Source organism: Streptomyces sp. CMB-StM0423, assembly GCF_002847285.1.
GTDB lineage: Bacteria > Actinomycetota > Actinomycetes > Streptomycetales > Streptomycetaceae > Streptomyces.
This window is the reverse complement of record NZ_CP025407.1, coordinates 7457392-7474677: the sequence shown is the minus strand read 5'-3', so window position 1 is coordinate 7474677 and position 17286 is coordinate 7457392. Positions and strand designations below refer to the sequence as shown.

The window sequence follows — 17286 nt, the reverse complement described above, 5'->3', positions numbered from 1 at the left end:
AGCAGTGCACACAAACGAGATCGGTGCACAGAAACGAGATCAGTGCTCTTGCTTTGGACCACCGCTCTGGTGCACACTGCTCTCAAGCGAGAGCAGTGCTCTCGGTTCAGATCGGCGCTCACCCCAGGAGGTCCCGATGACCACGCAGCCCTACTACCTCAAGGCCGGCCCCCTGGCCACGCGGCTCAACAAGGTGGTGGGCTGGCTCGCGCGCCACGGCGTCAGCATCATGGGCACCACCGAGCTGTCCGTACGCGGCCGCAAGTCCGGCAAGATGCTGCGCCTGCCCGTCAACCTGCACCAGCACGACGGCGACCAGTACCTCGTCTCCGCCCGCGGCCACTCCCAGTGGGTCCGCAACATGCGAGCGGCCGGCGGCGGCGAGCTGCGCGTCGGCCGCAGGGTGCGCACCTTCACCGTCGAGGAGCTGCCGCCCGCCGTCGCCGTGCCCGTGCTGCGCAGTTACCTCAAGCGCTGGGGCTGGGAGGTCAACCAGTACTTCAAGGGCGTGACGGCGGAGTCCTCCGACGAGGAGCTGCTCGCCGCCGCCCCCGACCACCCGGTCTTCCGCCTCACCGAGACCCGCTGAGCGCGCCCTTCCGGTCCAGCAGGAACAGCGCCCGGTGGGCCACCGGGTGGGTGCGGACGATCTCGCCGAGCGTCGTCGACCCCTGCGTGACCTTCGTGAACATGTGCCACGCCGGCCGGAACCCGGTCAGCGCCGCGTGGAACACCCCGGGGTGCCGCTCGAAGGCCGCCAGCATCCGCCGTCCGACCGCCATCTCCACGCCGAGGCCCGCCTTCACGGCGAACGCGTAGTTGAGCGCCTGACGGCGCGCGTCCACCGCGTCCTGGGCCTCGGCGATCCGCACCGCCCACTCCCCCGCGAGCCGGCCGGAGCGCAGCGCGTACGAGATGCCCTCCCGGGTCCACGGCTCCAGCAGCCCCGCGGCGTCGCCGCAGACGACGACCCGGCCGCGGGACAGCGGCGAGTTGTGCGCGCGGCAGCGCGTGAGGTGCCCCGACGACAGGCTCGGCTCGAAGCCCGCAAGCCCGAGCCGGGCGGTGAACTCCTCCAGATAGCGCTTCGTCGCGGCGCCGTCGCCGCGGGCGGAGATCACGCCGACCGTCAGCGTGTCGCCCTTGGGGAAGACCCACCCGTAACTCCCGGGCAGCGGGCCCCAGTCGATGAGCACCCGGCCGCGCCAGTCGTCCGCGACCTCCGGCGGCACCGGGATCTCCGCCTCCAGACCCAGATCCACCTGCTCCAGCTCCACGCCGACGTGGCTGCTGGTCCGCCCCGCGCTGCCGTCCGCGCCGACGACGGCGCGGGCCAGCACCACCTCGCCGCCCGACAGGTGCACGGCCACCGTGCGCCGGTCCGGCACGTCGGGCCCGTGCTGCTCGACCCGCGCGACGGTCACGCCGGTACGCAGCCGCGCCCCCGCGCCCTGCGCGGCCTCGGCGAGCCGGGCGTCCAGCTCGGCGCGGTTGACGAGCCCGAACAGGGTGCGGCGGGAGCGGCGCGTGCGGCCGAGCCGGCCGCGCATGGTGAACGTCACGGCGTTGACGCGGTCCCGCAGCGGCAGTTCGACACCGTCGGGAAGCGCCTCGCGGGACAGCCCGATGATGCCGCCGCCGCAGGTCTTGTAGCGAGGCATCTCCGAGCGCTCCAGGAGCAGGACGCTGCGGCCCTGTCCGGCGGCGGCGTACGCAGCGGAGGCACCGGCGGGACCGGCGCCGATCACCACGACGTCCCAGACCTTCGGCTCACCGCCGGCTTCTCCGTCGGCCTCGGCACCGGTCTCCGCCCCGGGCGCCACCGGCGGCGTCTTCGCGGCCCCTTCGTCCGGCGCCGCCTCCCCGGCCGCGTCCCGTGCGTCGCCCGGCGAGCGGCCGTCCGCCGCTTCGCCCGCTTCGTTGCCCGCCTCGTTCTCGCTGGTCACGTTGGCTCTCTGCTCCTGTTTCCGGCCTCCCCCACCCGGGGGCGCCCACCTGCCGCATCCTAGAACGACGCACCGCTGTGCGATGATCGTCACCGCTCGCCCCGATTCCGGGACCCGACACCGCAGGACACAACGCAGTTCGCCCGAGGAGCGTTCCCATGGACACCGATCGGCTCGCCGGCACCGTCGCCGGTCTGCTGCCGCGCGCCCGTACCGAACTGGCCGAGTTGGTCTCCTTCCGCTCGGTCGCGCTCATCGATCCGGAGCGCTTCCCCGCGACCGAATCCGATGCCGCCGCCCACTGGATCACCGACTCGCTGACCGCCGAGGGCTTCACGGACGTGCGGCTGCTCGACACCCCGGACGGCACCCGTTCGGTGTACGGCTACCTGCCAGGACCGGCGGGCGCCCCCACGGTGCTGCTCTACGCCCACTACGACGTACAGCCGCCGCTCGACGAATCGGCGTGGCTCAGCCCGCCGTTCGAGCTGACCGAGCGCGACGGCCGGTGGTACGGGCGCGGTGCCGCGGACTGCAAGGGCGGCGTCCTCATGCACCTGACCGCGCTCCGCGCGCTGCGCGAGAACGGCGGCGTGCCGGTCTCGGTCAAGGTCATCGTGGAGGGCTCGGAGGAGCAGGGCACCGGCGGTCTGCAGCAGTACGCCGAGCAGCACCCGGAGTTGCTGGCCGCAGACACGATCGTCATCGGCGACGTCGGCAACTTCCGCGTCGGGCTGCCCACGGTCACGGCCACGCTGCGCGGCATGACGATGCTGCGCGTGCAGGTGGACGCGCTGGCCGGGAACCTGCACTCGGGCCAGTTCGGCGGCGCCGCCCCCGACGCCCTCGGCGCCCTCATCCGGATCCTCGACTCGCTGCGCGCCCCGGACGGCTCGACCACGGTCGACGGCCTGGCGCCCGGCTCCCGGTGGGACGGCCTGGCGTACCCGGAGGACACCTTCCGCCGCGACGCCAAGGTGCTGGACGGCGTGGAGCTGATCGGCACGGGCAGCGTCGCGGACCGCATCTGGGCGAGCCCCGCGGTGACGGTGATCGGGATGGACGTTCCCTCGGTGGCCGAGGCGACGCCCTCGGTGCAGGCCACCGCCGCTGCGCTGGTCAGCCTGCGGCTGCCGCCGGGCCACGACTCGGCGGAGGCGACGGAGCGCCTGACGGCGCACTTCGAGGCGCACGCGCCCTGGGGCGTCCGGGTGACCACCGAGTCGTACGGCTCGGGCGAGCCGTTCCGCGCCGACGTCACGAGCCCCGCGTACCGCGCGATGGCCGAGGCGCTGCATGCGGCGTACCCGGGCGAGGAGATGCAGGTCGCCGGGCAGGGCGGCACGATCCCGCTCTGCAACACCCTGGCCGAGCTGTACCCGCAGGCGGAGATCCTGCTGATCGGCCTCTCCGAGCCGGAGGCGCAGATCCATGCGGTGAACGAGAGCGTGTCGCCGGAGGAGTTGGAGCGGCTGTCGTTCGCGGAGGCGCTGTTCCTGCACCGGTACGCGGCCGGGCGCGGGGACTGAGTCCGCGGGCCGGCACCGGCGGCCCCCGCGGCCGGGCGCCGGCTTCGGCGAACCGGCCCGGGAAGCCGGTCCGGGGAAGCGGGTCCGGGAAGCGGGTCCGGCTCGCAGCCGTCAGGCGACGTCCGTGAGCCGGGCGAAGACGACGACGTTGCCCTCGTACCCGGGGTTCTCCCCTTCGCGGTAGCCGCCGCCGCAGGTGAGCACGCGCAGTTCGGCCCGGTCGGTGTCGCCGTAGACGCGCCGGCTGGGGAAGTCGGCGGCGTCGAAGACCTCGACGGCGTAGACGGTGAACTCCGCCGTGCGGCCGTCCTCCCGGTCGACCTTGACGACGTCGCCGCGCTTCAGGCCGCCGAGCCGGTAGAAGAGGGCGGGTCCGGCCGCGTCGTCGACGTGCCCGGTGACGACGGCGGTGCCGGTGGCGCCGGGGGTGGCGGCGTCCCGGTACCAGCCGGCGAGGTTGCGCACGCCGGGAGGCGGCGCGGCGAGCCAGCCGTCGGGGTCGAGACCGACGTCGGTCAGCGGTGCGTCGACGCCGATGGCGGGGATCCGGATCGTGGCCGGCTGCGAGGCGGCCAGCGGCGGGTGCGCGGGCGGGCCGTCGTCGGCGAGCGCGCTCTCCACGGAGGGCTGCGGCGGGCCGAAGCCGCCGGTGAGCGCGGTGTGGATCATCCCGATGCCCAGGAGCATGACGCAGATGACGACGCCCGCGGCGAACCTGTTGCGCAGCGCGCCGGCCACGCTCCCCCCGCCCCCGCCGTCGCCGCCGGGGTCCGGGGCGGGCCGCCGGGCGCGGTGCCGTTCGGTGCGGCGCCGTACCCGGTCGTGTCGTGGGGCAGCGTCCCGTGCGGGGTCATGCCGTAGGGCATCGCGGCGTAGGGGTCGATGGTGCGTTGCTCGTGCATGGTGCGGACCGTTTCTGCCCGGGGGGAGCCGCGCGGGAAGGTGCTCGGGGAGTTGTACGGGAGCGTCGTGCGCCCCGCGGCCCGGGGGCCGCGGGGCGGCACGCGCGATGCGGACCGGTGCCTGCGCCGGGTCAGTCGCGGCCGGGGGTCTCCCGGCGCCGTAGCAGCAGGGCCCCGCCGAACGCGCCGGCGGCGGTCAGCCCGGCGCCGCCGGAGAGCATCACGGTGTGGTCCTCCTGGGAACCGCCGAGGCCGCCGCGGGCCGGATGGGCCGGCTTCGCGGGCTGCTCCGGCTCGGCCGGGCGGACGGCTTCCTTGCCCGGCTCGGCGGGCTCCGTGCCCTCCTTGCCGGGCTGCGACGGGAGCGCCGACCGGGTCGCCTCCTTGCCCTGCTCCTGACGCGGCCGGGACGTGGAGCCGATCTCCGACTTTCCGCCACCGGCGCCCGCGATGGTCAGCGGCGCGGTGCCGGACTCGGCGCCGCAGGTGAAGGTCACGTCGAAGGTGGCACCCGGCTTGGCGTCCAGGTCGACCATCGCCTGGGCGCTCTGGGTACCGCCGCCCGTGCCGAGGGTCGTCTTGTCGAAGACCGCCGACGAGGCCGTGGCTTCCTTGTCGCACTCGGTCACGGTCAGCTCGACCCTGCCGCCCGGCTTGACCGTCTTCGGGTTGACCGTGAAGCCGAAGGAGGTGATGTTGTCGTCGTTGCCCTGCGCCGTCGCCACCGTGGCCGTGAGGCCGGCGGCGACGGCACCGACGGCCGCGGCGGCCAGCGCCGTGGATATGATCCGCATCGGTCGTTCGCTCCTGAAGTGGGGGACGCGACGACGTGGGCCGCCGCTAGCAGAGACGCTATGCAGCCGGAGCCGGTGACACGCACTCAAAAACTGCTGAATGGGGCAATAGCAGGGCCAATAGGGTTGCCACGACAACCCCGCCGACCCGCCACGTCCCTCGCCCCCTCACGCCCCTCGCGTCCCCCTCGGGCTACGCCCCGTCCGCGACCGGCGCCCCGCCCTCCAGGTAGACCGCCGCCCCCCGCCGCCGGGCCCGCAGCGCCCAGCGCAGCCGGCTGAAGCGCACCGACGGCAGCAGCACGCCCGCCTCGTCCTCCGTGACGAACCGCCAGGCGCGCAGCTCGGGACCCGGCAGCAGCACGCCGGCCGCCTCCGCGGGGCCCAGCCGCCCGCCGTCGTAGAGCAGCCGCAGCCCGCCGTACTCCGGCGGCCGGGGCGGCTCCCAGTCCACCACCAGCAGCCGCGGCGCCCGCCGCAGGCTCAGCCCCAGCTCCTCCGCCACCTCCCGGACGCCGCCGCGCGCCGGCGCCTCGCCGGCCTCGACGACGCCGCCGGGGAACTCCCAGCCCGGCTTGTACGTGGGGTCGACGAGGAGCACCCGGTCGTCCTCGTCGAAGAGCAGCACGCCGGCGGCGAGCGTCTCGCCGGTGGGCTCGGAGTTCTGCACGATGTCGCAGTATCCGGCCCCGGCACGCAGGCAGGAGGCGATCTCCTCGGCGGCCTCGCGTGCGCTCTGACCTGCTGCGTCGACGAGGTGGGCGTCGCCGGTGAGCCAGTGCGGAAAGGACCCGGTGTGCAGGATCGTTTCGTCAAACGAGACCAGCAAATGGCGTACTTCGAAGCCGCGCGAGGCCAGCCTGCCGAAGATCTCGTCGCGGTGCTCCTCGCGCCACAGCGCCGCCGGCACCACGAGCGGACCGTCCGCCTCCGCCAGCAGCACCGCCGCCGTCTCGACCACCAGCCGGCGCCACGACGGCAGCTCCTGCTCGTCGCCGACCTCGTCCAGGCGCTTCTGCGGCAGCAGTGCGCGCAGTTGCCCGCCCGTCAGCTCCGGGTCGTAGAGAATGCTCCCCGGCGTCAGCTCCACCAGCTCATGCGCGACGCGGCGCAGACCCGTATCCCATGCACCGTTCAACCAGACGATCACATGTTCCCCCTCTCAGCCGCCCCCAAAGAGTTGCCCGCTACCTGCTCCCGGGGAAACTCCGTGCGAAGAGTTTGGCCGCAGGGCTACGTCACACCGCCGTAACCCGGCGCAATGACGCCGGGCCGGGGACGAAGCCGGGCGGCCACCGGGTCCGTGCGCGGTCGCGCCCGGCCCAATCGTGCCGGACGGGGTCCGGCTGGGGGCCGTTCGGCCCCTCCACCGCACCCCGCCCACCAGGCAGGATGGCGCCCACCTGCCCGCTTCGCGCGGGCCGGGTTCGGCGGCCCGGTCCTGAGGTCAGATGGGCTGACCGACGGCTCCCCCCGGGCCGCCGTAGCCCTTCTCCCGCGGGCCGCCGTCCGCTTCCCGGCCGCCTCACCCCTTGGTCGAGCCGAGCGTGAGACCGGCGATGAAGTGCCGCTGCAGCAGCAGGAAGACGATGATCGTCGGCAGCGCGACCAGCACGGATCCGGCCGCGAGCAAGTTATAGTCCGTGAAGAATTGCCCGCGCAGGTTGTTGAGTGCCGAGGTGATCGGGAGCTTGTCGCCGTCGGAGATGAAGACCAGCGCCCACAGGAAGTCGTTGTACATCCAGGTGAACTGCAGGGTCCCCAGCGCCGCCAGCGCCGGGCGGCACAGGGGCAGGGTGATCCGCCAGTACTGGGTCCACACCCCGGCGCCGTCGACGACCGCGGCCTCCAGGATCTCGGTGGGCAGCGCGCGCATGAAGTTCGCCAGCACGAAGACGCAGAAGCCGAGCTGGAAGCCGACGTTGACGGAGATGACGGCCCAGTACGAGTCGTACATCGTCATCGACTCGGACATCCAGTACGGCAGCTCGATGCGGTTGAACATCACGTACAGCGGCGTGACGATGACCTGCTGCGGCAGCAGGTTGCCCGCGGTGAAGAGGATGAGCAGGAAGAAGCCGCCGCGGATGCGCAGCCGGGCCAGCACGAAGGCGGCGAACGACGCCAGGAACAGCACGATCAGCACGCCGGGCACGGCGATGATGAGCGAGTTGACGAAGTACTTGCTCATCTCCGAGTCGGAGAACGCCTGCCGGTAGTAGTCGAAGGACAGCTTGCGGGGGAAGGAGAAGTAGCCGTGCTTCGCGGTCTCCTCGTACGGGCGCAGCGAGGCGTACACGGCGAGCAGCAGCGGGGCGAGGAAGGCCAGCGAGACCCCGCCGAGGAAGATGTGCACGCCGAACCGGCCGCGGCGCGGCCGCTTCCCGGCCTCCCGGTCCGGCTTCGCCGCCGGCGCCGCGGCGGGGTGCGGCGTGGTCGCGGTGGGTGTGTCGGCGGTCATCGGTGCTCCTCCCCGCGCATCTCCTGCACCAGGTACGTCACGATGAACCCCAGGGAGACGGTGAGCAGCACCACGGCGATGGCGGAGCCGAAGCCGATGCGGCTGGCCTCGCCGATGATGTTGTCGGTGACGAGCACGGAGAGCAGTTCCAGGCCGTTTCTGCCCTTGTTGATGGCGTAGACGATGTCGAAGGCGCGTAGCGCCTCGATGACGGTGATGACGAGGACGACGACGTTGACCGGCCGCATCGTGGGGAAGACCACGCGCAGGAAGGTCTGCCGCTCGTTCGCGCCGTCGATGGCGGCGGCCTCCTTCAGCTCGGGCGCCACCGCCTTGAGTCCGGCCAGATAGAGGATCATCACGTAGCCGGTGTGCCGCCAGCCGGCGGCCAGCAGCACCATCCAGATGTTGAGGTCGCGGTCGCCGAGCCAGTCGGTGGGGTTGTTCTCGTTGCCCAGGATCGCGTTCAGCGCGCCCTGGTCGCGGGAGAAGATCAGTTGGGCGATGAAGCCGACGACGGCGAGGGAGAGCACCACCGGCAGGTAGATCGTGGACTGGTAGAAGCGCGAGAAGCGCACGCCGCGGTCGATGACGACCGCGAGCAGCAGCCCGAAGGGCGTGGCGACCAGCCCCAGGAACGCGATCCACAGCAGGTTGTTGCGCACCGCCGGCCAGAACGGCGGGTAGTCGCCGCCGGCGAGCGTGTCGTAGTTGTCGCCGCCGACCCAGCTCAGGTCGGACAGGCCGTCCCAGGAGGAGAAGGAGAGGGTGATGGAGGCGACGGTCGGCCCCCAGATGATGAACAGGTCCAGCAGGATGGCGAAGCCCAGCAGCACACCGATGACGGCGAGGTCGCGGGCGGTGAACCGCCTCGGACCCCGCCGTCGGGTGCGCCGCGCGTGGTTGACGAGCGGCACGGCGGGCTACTCCTGGCCCTCGGCGAAGATGGTCTTCTTCTGGCTCTCGATGCCGTTGAGCAGGCCGTCGATGTCGTCCGGGTCGTCGATGAAGTCCTGCAGCGCCTTGATCATGACCGTCGAGGCGAAGTCGGGGCGGGTGTCCCGGTCGAGGAACTGGGATATCTGTTTGGCATTGGAGACCATCTCCGCCGCCTTCTTCTGCAGCGTCGAGTAGCCGGAGGTGTCGGCGCCGGAGTGCACGGCGACGTTGTTGGGGTCGGACTTCAGATACGCGTCCTCGGCGGCCGGGGTGGCGAGGAACTTCAGCAGCTCCCGGGCGCCTTCCTCGTTCTTGACCTTGGACGACATCAGGAAGCCGTCGATGGGCGCCTCGACCGCGTCCTGCCCGTGTTCGGGGGATATCTCGGGGAACGGGAAGAAGTCGAGGTCCTCGCGGTCGGCCTCGGCGAACTGCTGGCCGGGGTGCGGCAGGCCGAGCACGGCCATGCCGGTCTTCTTCTGCGCGAGCGACTGCGCGGCCTCCTGCCAGGTGCGGCCGTTGGCGCCCTTGTCGTGGTACGGCATGAGGCCGCGCCACAGGTCGAAGACCTCGCGCACCCGGGGGTCGGTCCAGGACTCCTCGCCGGCCATCAGCGACTTGTGGAACTCGTACCCGTTGGCGCGCATGTCGAGATAGTCGAACGTGCCCATGGCCGGCCAGCCGTCCTTGTCGCCGAAGGCGAACGGGACCAGGCCGTCCTTCTGCATCTGCTTGGCCAGGGCGGTGTACTGGTCGAAGGTCGTCGGTATCTCGTAGCCGCCCTGCTCGAAGACGCTCTTCCGGTAGAAGACCGCCCACGGGTAGTAGTAGAACGGCACGAAGTACTGCTTGCCGTCGGCGCCGGTGGACTGGTCCTTCAGCGCGCCGGAGAACCCGTCGAAGCCCTTCCACAGGTCGCTGATCTCCGTGAGCAGCCCGCGCTCGGCGAAGAACTGCATGCGGTAGCCGGCGAACCACATGAAAACGTCGTCCGGCCGGCCCTGCAGATAGCGGTTGATGTTCTCCTGGAACGTGTTGTGGTCGACGGTGTTGACCTCGACCTTCTTCTTTGATTTCTTCTCAAACAGGTCGAACGCGTCCTGGAACGCCTTGCGGGGCACCTCGTCGGAGGCGTTCGACCCCAGCGTCACGGTCTTGCCGTCCCCACCCGGGCCGCTTCCGCAAGCGGCGAGCAGGGTCGGGAGGGTGACGGCGCCGGCGCCGAGAGCGGCTCCTCGCAGCAGACTCCGGCGCGTCATCGGTGGTGCGGTGGTGGGGCGGCCTACAGTCCTGCTGGCAGAAGATGAGGCGCTCATCGCTCCCCTTCCGTGGAGTGTTAACCAAACACAACCGAACGAAGATTGTGGGATCACACCTCCACCTACGGGCACTGTCAAGGGTTTTGACCGAGTGTCAGCCAACTGTTACCGCATCTCTTCCGACAGAAGCGAACAAGCTCTACCGTAAACGCTCGTGTGACGCGTCCATGACCCAACACGTTCGCAGCACCCCCACCCAGAGGAGTGGATCCGATGCGGAAACTGCCATCCGCACGAAGAGCCGCCAGGCCGTACGCGCGCGCGGTGATCGGTGCCGCGGGAGCGGTCGCGCTGTGCGCGGTCCTCACCGCGCCGGCCGCGGCGGCGCCCACGGGAGCCCAGACGCAGAGCGCGACCGCCGCCGCGAAGCCTGCGGCCCAGCCCGGGGCTCAGCCCGGGGCTCAGCCTGCGGCCCAGCCGGCGGCGCAGCCGGAGATGCGGCTGCCCGACGGGCTGGCGAAGACCCCGCCGATGGGCTTCAACAACTGGAACTCCACCCACTGCCGGGCGGAATTCGACCACGAGATGGTCAAGGGCATCGCCGACATCTTCGTGGAGCGCGGCCTGAAGGACGCCGGGTACGAGTACGTGAACCTCGACGACTGCTGGGCCCTCCCCCAGCGCGACGCCGACGGCAAGCTCGTCCCCGACCCGGTGCGCTTCCCCGACGGGATCAAGGCGGTGGCCGACTACGTCCACTCCAAGGGTCTGAAGATCGGCATCTACACCAGCGCCGGCACCAAGACCTGCAACTCCGCCGGCTTCCCCGGTGCCCTCGGGCACGAGGAGAGCGACGCGATGCAGTTCGCGGAGTGGGGCATCGACTACCTCAAGTACGACAACTGCAACAACCAGGGCGTCGACGCCATCCAGCGGTACACCAAGATGCGCGACGCGCTGAAGGCCGCCTCCGAGACCACCGGCCGGCCCATCGTCTACAGCATCTGCGAGTGGGGCCAGAACAAGCCGTGGGAGTGGGCCGCGGACGTCGGGCACCTGTGGCGTACGACCGGTGACATCAGCGACAACTGGTCCAGCATGCTCGGCATCATGAAGCAGAACCTGCCGCTCGCCGAGTACGCCGGCCCGGGCCAGTGGAACGACCCGGACATGCTGGAGGTCGGCAACGGCGGCATGACCGACACCGAGTACCGCACGCACTTCTCGATGTGGTCGATCATGGCGGCGCCGCTGCTCATCGGCTCCGACCTGCGCACCGCGGACGAGGCGACGTTCGAGATCCTGGAGAACAAGGACGTCATCGCCGTCGACCAGGACCCGCTGGGCAAGCAGGGCGCCGTGGTCACCTCCGAGGGCGGCCGGTGGGTCGTCGCCAAGGAGATGGCGGACGGCAGCCGCGCCGTGGCGCTCTTCAACGAGTCGAACGCGCCGCAGCGCATCTCCACCACCGCCGAGGCGGTGGGACTGCCGGCCGCGGAGGGCTACCGGATGCGCGACCTGTGGCAGCACGCGGACTACAACACCGGCGGCGAGATCTCCGCGTCGGTGCCCGCGCACGGGACCGTGATGTACCGCGTCTGGCCCGGTGACGGCGCCGGCTCCTACCCGCCGGCCGCCGAGTTCGGCGCCGACGCGACCCCGTACGTCGAGGCGGGCGAGAAGGCCGAGGTGACGACGACGTTCCGCAACACCGGCATCACCGCGGCGAAGAACGTCACCGTCGCCTTCGACGCCCCCGAGGGCTGGCAGGTGGAGACCGGCTCCCCCACCACCGCGAAACAGCTCAAGCCGGGCGCCAAACTGACCACCACGTGGCAGGTCACCGCCCCCGCGGGCGCCGGTACCGGCCGCCAGGAGTTCCCGCTCTCCGCCGAGTACGCGGCACCGTCAGGAAAGACGGTGTCGCTGACCTCGGCGGGCGCGGCGTACGTGGTCGCGAGCCCACCGGCCGGGACGGCGTACGCGAGCGACTGGGAGTGGCTGGAGGCCGGCAACGGCTGGGGTCCGGTGGAGCGGGACACCAGCGTCGGCGAACAGCCGGCGGGCGACGGCAAGCCCCTCACGATCGGCGGTCAGGCGTACGCCAAGGGCCTGGGCGTGCACGCCGCCAGCGACATCGGGTTCTACACCGGTGAGGAGTGCGGGACGTTCAGCGCCCAGGTCGGGGTGGACGACGAGACCGGGACCAACGGCTCGGTGTCCTTCGAGGTCTGGGCGGACGGTGCCAAGGTCGCGGACTCCGGCGTGCTGACGGGCGACAAGGCGGCGCAGCCGCTGTCCGCGGACATCGGCGACGCGCAGACCGTACGGCTGGTCGTCACCGACGGCGGCGACGGCGTGAACTACGACCACGGCGACTGGGCGGAGGCGAAGTTCACCTGCTGACGCTCCGCCGCGTACGGCCGTGAAAGAGGGCGGGTGCGCCGCCGCGCCTGACGCGCGCGGCGCCGCACCCGCCCGACGGGGCACCGGCCCAGCAGCACCCGCTGCCGTACGCTCCGGGCCGCTGCCCCGCACCGCACCCGGCCGTCAGCCGGACGCGGTGAACCGCCGCAGGCCCAGCTTCTGCGCCGCCGCCGCGGCGGCGCCGATCAGACCCGCGTCCGTACCGAGATGCGCCGGGACCACCGCCACGTCCGCGGCGTACGACAGCGCGGCGTACGCCTTCAGGTGCTGCCGTACCGGCGCGAACAGCAACTCCCCTGCCGCCGCCACGCCGCCGCCGATCACCGCGGCCTCGATCTCGACCAGCGTCGCGGTGGCGGCGATGCCCGCGGCCAGAGCCTTGGCGGCCCGGTCGAAGGAGGCCAGCGCCACGGGGTCGCCTGCGCGGGCCGCGGCGGCGACGCCGGCGGCGGTGTCGTCGCCGTCCGGGCCCGGGGTCCAGCCGGCGGCGAGGGCGCGGCGGGCGATGTTCGGCCCCGAGGCGATCCGCTCCACGCAGCCGCGGCCGCCGCAGGGGCACGGGTCGCCGTCGAGGTCGACGGAGATGTGGCCGATGTGCCCGGAGTTGCCGGTGGGTCCCGGGTAGGGGCGCCCGTCGAGGACGAGCCCGCCGCCGACCCCGGTGGAGACGACCATGCACAGCGCCGCGGACCGGCCGCGGGCGGCGCCCTGCCAGTGCTCGCCGGCGGCCATGGCGACGCCGTCGCCGACGAGCACCACGGGCAGCCCGCCGGCGGCCTCGCTGACAGCGGTCACCAGCGGGTAGTCGCGCCAGCCGGGGATGTTGACGGGGCTGACGGTGCCCACGGAGGCGTCCACGGGTCCCGCGCTGCCGATGCCCACGGCGGTCGCGCGGGCCCACCCCGCGGGGTCGGCGGCGGCCAGGTCGCGCAGTGCGCCGGTGACGGCGGCGGCGATCGTCGCGCCGTCCGCGGTGGCGGGCGTGGGCCGCTGGGCCCGGGCGAGGAGCCGGCCGCCGACGTCGACCAGGGCCGCGGCCGTCTTCGTACCGCCGATGTCGAGCGCGGCGACGAGCTCGGTCGGCTGGGCGGCGACCATCGTGACGTCTCCTGGGGGCCGGGGCGGGCGGCGGATGCGGTGCGCGGACAGTCTGCCCGTACCGTGACAACGTTGTCTAGCCCCTAGAATCAGGCGCGTGTCCGATCACCTCACCGGCCCGCAGCGGCCCCGCTACGGCAGCCGTCCGACGATGAAGGACGTCGCCGCCCGCGCGGGCGTCGGCCTCAAGACCGTCTCGCGGGTGGTCAACGACGAGCCCGGCGTCACGCAGGAGACCGAGCGGCGGGTGCGGGAGGCCATCGACGCGCTCGGCTTCCGCCGCAACGACAGCGCCCGCATCCTGCGCAAGGGCCGCACCGCCACCGTCGGGCTGGTGCTGGAGGACCTGGCCGACCCGTTCTACGCGCCCCTCAGCGGGGCCGTCGAGGAGGTCGCCCGCGCACACGGCTCGCTGCTCATCCACGGCTCCAGCGGCGAGGACCCCGCACGCGAGGAGGAGTTGGTGCTCGCGCTGTGCGCGCGACGCGTGGACGGGCTGGTGGTGGTGCCGGCGAGCACCGACCACCTCTATCTGGAGCCGGAGCTGGCCGCGGGCGTGGCCGCCGTCTTCGTCGACCGGCCGCCGGGGCGGATCAGCGCCGACACCGTGCTCTCCGACAACTACGGTGGCGCCCGCCGGGCGGTCGAGCACCTCGTCGGCCACGGGCACCGCAGGATCGGCTTCATCGGCGACCACCCCCGCATCCACACCGCCGCCGAACGGCTGCGCGGTTACCGGTCGGCGATGGCGGACGCCGGGCTGCCGGTGGCCGCGGGATGGACCTCGCCGGGCAGCACGGAGCCGGCGCGGGTGGCGGCGGAGTGCGTACGGATGACGTCGGGGTCCGATCCGGTGACCGCCCTGTTCACGGGCAACAACCGGGTCACGGTCACGGCCGTACGGACGCTGACGGCGGGCGGGCGGACGGCGGCGCTGGTCGGGTTCGACGACTTCGAGCTGGCCGACCTGCTCTCCCCCGGGATCACCGTCGTCGCCCAGGACCCGGCGGAACTGGGCCGCCGCGCGGCGGCCCGGCTCTTCCAGCGCCTGGACGGCGCGGTGGGCGACCCGGACCGGCTGGTCCTGCCGACCCGCCTGATCACCCGCGGCTCGGGCGAACAGCCGCCGGTGCCGTGACGCTCGGGCGCTGAGCCGCTGGGATCCCCGGCTTCGTCGGGCCGGGGGCATTCGGGTACCGGTCGTCTGCCCGGTGCCCCGCAGCGAGACCGCCGTGGGGATTCAGCGGGTGTTTCCGACCCTCGCTGCTGCGCAGTCTGGAGCCGTACGGTGGCCGGGTATCCGGGGCACCGTGCCGGGCAGAAATGGCACCGGCGGCGTCGAGTGCCGTGCGCAGCCTGCCGCCCTTCGAGGAGCGGGCCGCGGCCGAACTGCCGGTCAGGACCGCCGGGATCGGCGACGGGGTGGCGCGCCTACGCCGAGCACGTTCTGAACTGCCTGCCGCTGCCCGGCCGTTACGTATGGGTCAGCCGCTCCGGTCAGCTCAACGCCGTACACCGGTTGCGGTCGCTGAGTCTTCTCGAAGTCCGCCCGCGTGCACACGGCCTCGCCTTCCTCGCACGCATTCCGCCGCTGCGCCACCTGGTCATGAGCCACCTGGAGACGGAAGGCGACCTGTCTGCGCTCCGAGCGCATCCCGACCTTGAAGCGGTCCACTTGTACGGCGGGGCGCGGTTGACCGGGTTGCAGGTGCTGGAAGAACTCCCGAGCTTGAAAGCTCTCACCCTCCGAGGTTCCGAGGCCACCGACCTGAAGGACTCGGAGTTGCTGTCGAGGCTGGATTTCCTCGGCCTGCACCGAGTGGACGAGAGCTCCGATCTGAGCCTGCTGTCCGGCCTCACCGGCTTGCCGGGTCTGACGCTGCACTACGGGCACTCCGGAGCGGTCCATCCGCTGCGAGAGCTTGACGGCTTGACCGGCCTGACGAACCTGACCCTGGTCGGCGGCAACGTGAGCGCGTGGCTTGCGAAGGTGCGAGGAGGCCCACCTGCGCTGAGGCATCTGCAGCTTTACCGATGTGTGTTCTCGGCCGACCGGTGCGCCTTCTCAAGGTTCGGGAACCTTGAACGGGTGATCTTCGAGGGCCGCCACACCCCGGACGGCACACCCATCACTCGGCTGGACATCCCCGGCGTCCAGGTGGTCGGCTGACGCCGCGCCCGTCAACCCGGACGTCGCGGACCACCTGGCAGGGCTCCTCAAGTCCGCAACGGCGGGCAGGCCACCGGGGGCTCCCCTTTCCCCGGCGGGTGTGTTCCGATCATCATGCGAAGTCCGTACGAGCACCGCCGCCACGCGCACAGAAAGGCCGGAACCCCATGGCCACCCGTGACATCCCCTCCGCTCCCGCCGACGTCCTGCCCGCCGACGCGGACGCCGCCCTGCTGGTCGGGCGCCTGCTCGACCCCGCCGACGGCGGCCCGAGTCTGGTCACCGTCCGCGGCGACGCCCTCCTCGACGTCACCGCCCTCGGGCCGACCGTCTCGGATCTGCTGGAGCACCCCGACGCCGCCGGGCGCGTCCGCGGGGCGGCGGGTGGGCGGAGCTGGCCGCTGGGCGAAGTGCTGGCGGCCACGGCCGCCGGGGACGCGGGGCGGGCGCGGCTGCTGGCGCCGGTGGATCTGCAGGTGCTCAAGGCCGCCGGGGTGACGTTCGCGGACAGCATGATGGAGCGGGTCATCGAGGAGCGCGCGGGCGGCGTCGCCGCCGCGGCGGACGAGATCCGGGCGCGGATCGGCGCGCGGCTGGGCACCCGGCTGGAGACCGTTCGGGCCGGCAGCCCGGAGGCCGTCGAGCTGCTGGCGTGGCTGCGGGAGCAGGGGCTGTGGTCGCAGTACCTGGAGGTCGGCCTCGGGCCGGACGCGGAGATCTTCACCAAGGGCCCGGTGCTGTCCGCGGTGGGGTACGGGGCTCGGATCGGCGTGGCCGAGGTTTCCGAATGGAACAACCCCGAGCCCGAGTTGGTCCTCGTCGTCGCCTCGGACGGCCGCGTCGCGGGCGTCACCCTCGGCAACGACGTGAACCTCCGCGATGTCGAGGGCCGCAGCGCCCTGCTGCTGCCCCAGGCGAAGGACAACAACGCCTCCACCGCCCTCGGCCCCTTCGTCCGCCTCACCGACGACGCCTTCACCGTCGACTCCGTACGCGACGCGACGATCGCCCTGTCCGTGCGGGGTGAGGACGGCTTCGTCCTGCGCGACTCGTCCGACATGGCGCGCATCAGCCGCCCGCTGGAGACCCTGGTCGCCCAGGCCGTGAACCGCCGCCATCAATACCCGGACGGCGTCGTGCTGTTCACCGGCACGCTCTTCGCGCCCACCGCCGACCGCGGCGCCCCGGGCAGCGGCTTCACCCACCGGGAGGGCGACCTGGTGGAGATCTCGACGCCCCTCCTCGGCACCCTGCGCAACACGGTCACCACCAGCGAGCAGGCACCCCCGTGGGACGCGGGCATCCGCACCCTGTACGCCAACCTCGCCCACCGCGGCCTGCTCGGGACGCCGACGCCTTGACGCCTCGACGATGTCCCCAGAGGTCTCCCCGCAGGGACCACTCCACGCGAACCTCGGACGCGATGACGCCTTGATCCCTTCAGTTCCGCACCTGTTCAATCAGCAGATGAGTGAGGCAGCGGGCGCGACGGGGCAGCCCGGTTCCGGCGTGATGCCGGCGTGGTTGCTGGACGCCGGAGGGCTCGGTGTGCAGGAGCTGGCCAGTCGCGCCGGATTGACGGCAACGAGGTCCGGGCGGTGCTCGCGGGGGAAGCCCCTGGCGAGGGCCGGCTCCGGCGGATCGCGCCTGCCGTGGGTTTCCATGCCGTCGATCTGTTCATCCTTGCGGGGCCGGCGGTCCCGGACGATATGGCGCCGTTGGACGCCGCGGCCGAGCGGTGGGTACCGGACCTCGTGATGG

At 72.4% G+C, this 17286-nt stretch carries 14 protein-coding genes; 6 read left to right on the top strand and 8 right to left on the bottom strand.

Annotated features, from left to right (window positions below; all coding sequences use genetic code 11):
* Positions 1–136: 136 nt before the first annotated feature.
* On the top strand, positions 137–589 hold the full coding sequence (locus tag CXR04_RS32495; protein WP_101425781.1) for a nitroreductase family deazaflavin-dependent oxidoreductase: 453 nt from the start codon (positions 137–139) through the stop codon (positions 587–589).
* Here CXR04_RS32495 and CXR04_RS32490 read toward each other — a convergent pair.
* On the bottom strand, positions 573–1946 hold the full coding sequence (locus tag CXR04_RS32490; protein ID WP_101425780.1) for a geranylgeranyl reductase family protein: 1374 nt from the start codon (positions 1944–1946) through the stop codon (positions 573–575). The two genes, CXR04_RS32495 and CXR04_RS32490, sit on opposite strands and share 17 nt — an antisense overlap.
* Before the next feature lie 158 nt (positions 1947–2104).
* Here CXR04_RS32490 and CXR04_RS32485 point away from each other — a divergent pair, with 158 nt between their 5' ends.
* The gene (locus tag CXR04_RS32485; protein WP_101425779.1) at positions 2105–3475 is read left to right on the top strand and encodes a dipeptidase; all 1371 of its coding nucleotides are present in this window, start codon (positions 2105–2107) and stop codon (positions 3473–3475) included.
* Positions 3476–3586: 111 nt separating this feature from the next.
* Here CXR04_RS32485 and CXR04_RS32480 read toward each other — a convergent pair whose 3' ends face one another.
* The 6 genes from CXR04_RS32480 to CXR04_RS32455 all read right to left on the bottom strand — a co-directional run bounded on the left by CXR04_RS32480 (position 3587) and on the right by CXR04_RS32455 (position 9830).
* A complete protein-coding gene (locus CXR04_RS32480) occupies positions 3587–4213 on the bottom strand; it encodes a class F sortase (protein WP_234380600.1) in 627 nt (208 codons plus the stop codon).
* Between the two features lie 295 nt (positions 4214–4508).
* Positions 4509–5171: a hypothetical protein gene (locus CXR04_RS32475; protein WP_101425778.1), complete on the bottom strand. Its 663-nt coding sequence runs from the start codon at positions 5169–5171 to the stop codon at positions 4509–4511.
* A gap of 193 nt (positions 5172–5364) precedes the next feature.
* Positions 5365–6321, bottom strand: coding sequence for an NUDIX domain-containing protein (locus CXR04_RS32470; RefSeq protein ID WP_101425777.1), 957 nt, complete (start codon positions 6319–6321; stop codon positions 5365–5367).
* 375 nt (positions 6322–6696) lie between these two features.
* A complete protein-coding gene (locus CXR04_RS32465; protein ID WP_101425776.1) occupies positions 6697–7632 on the bottom strand; it encodes a carbohydrate ABC transporter permease in 936 nt (311 codons plus the stop codon).
* Complete coding sequence (locus CXR04_RS32460; protein WP_047014501.1) at positions 7629–8549, bottom strand: carbohydrate ABC transporter permease; 921 nt, start codon at positions 8547–8549, stop codon at positions 7629–7631. The genes CXR04_RS32465 and CXR04_RS32460 overlap by 4 nt, the downstream gene beginning before the upstream one ends.
* Before the next feature lie 6 nt (positions 8550–8555).
* Positions 8556–9830: an ABC transporter substrate-binding protein gene (locus CXR04_RS32455; RefSeq protein WP_101425775.1), complete on the bottom strand. Its 1275-nt coding sequence runs from the start codon at positions 9828–9830 to the stop codon at positions 8556–8558.
* 273 nt (positions 9831–10103) lie between these two features.
* Between CXR04_RS32455 and CXR04_RS32450 the strand changes: the two genes are divergently transcribed.
* Positions 10104–12236 (top strand): NPCBM/NEW2 domain-containing protein, encoded by a 2133-nt coding sequence (locus CXR04_RS32450; RefSeq protein WP_101425774.1) that lies wholly within the window; start codon positions 10104–10106, stop codon positions 12234–12236.
* Between the two features lie 144 nt (positions 12237–12380).
* Here the strand turns inward: CXR04_RS32450 and CXR04_RS32445 are convergent, their stop codons facing one another.
* Positions 12381–13355, bottom strand: a complete 975-nt coding sequence (locus tag CXR04_RS32445) for an ROK family protein (RefSeq protein WP_101425773.1) — start codon at positions 13353–13355, stop codon at positions 12381–12383.
* A gap of 151 nt (positions 13356–13506) precedes the next feature.
* Between CXR04_RS32445 and CXR04_RS32440 the strand changes: the two genes are divergently transcribed.
* The 3 genes from CXR04_RS32440 (at position 13507) to CXR04_RS32430 (ending at position 16886) form a co-directional block, all read left to right on the top strand.
* A complete protein-coding gene (locus CXR04_RS32440; RefSeq protein ID WP_101426717.1) occupies positions 13507–14493 on the top strand; it encodes a LacI family DNA-binding transcriptional regulator in 987 nt (328 codons plus the stop codon).
* A 468-nt stretch (positions 14494–14961) separates the two neighbouring features.
* Positions 14962–15525 carry a hypothetical protein gene (locus CXR04_RS32435; protein ID WP_159072413.1) on the top strand — a complete coding sequence of 188 codons (564 nt, stop codon included), beginning with the start codon at positions 14962–14964 and terminating at the stop codon, positions 15523–15525.
* A 167-nt stretch (positions 15526–15692) separates the two neighbouring features.
* Positions 15693–16886, top strand: a complete 1194-nt coding sequence (locus tag CXR04_RS32430; protein WP_101425771.1) for a fumarylacetoacetate hydrolase family protein — start codon at positions 15693–15695, stop codon at positions 16884–16886.
* The last annotated feature ends 400 nt before the right edge of the window (positions 16887–17286 follow it).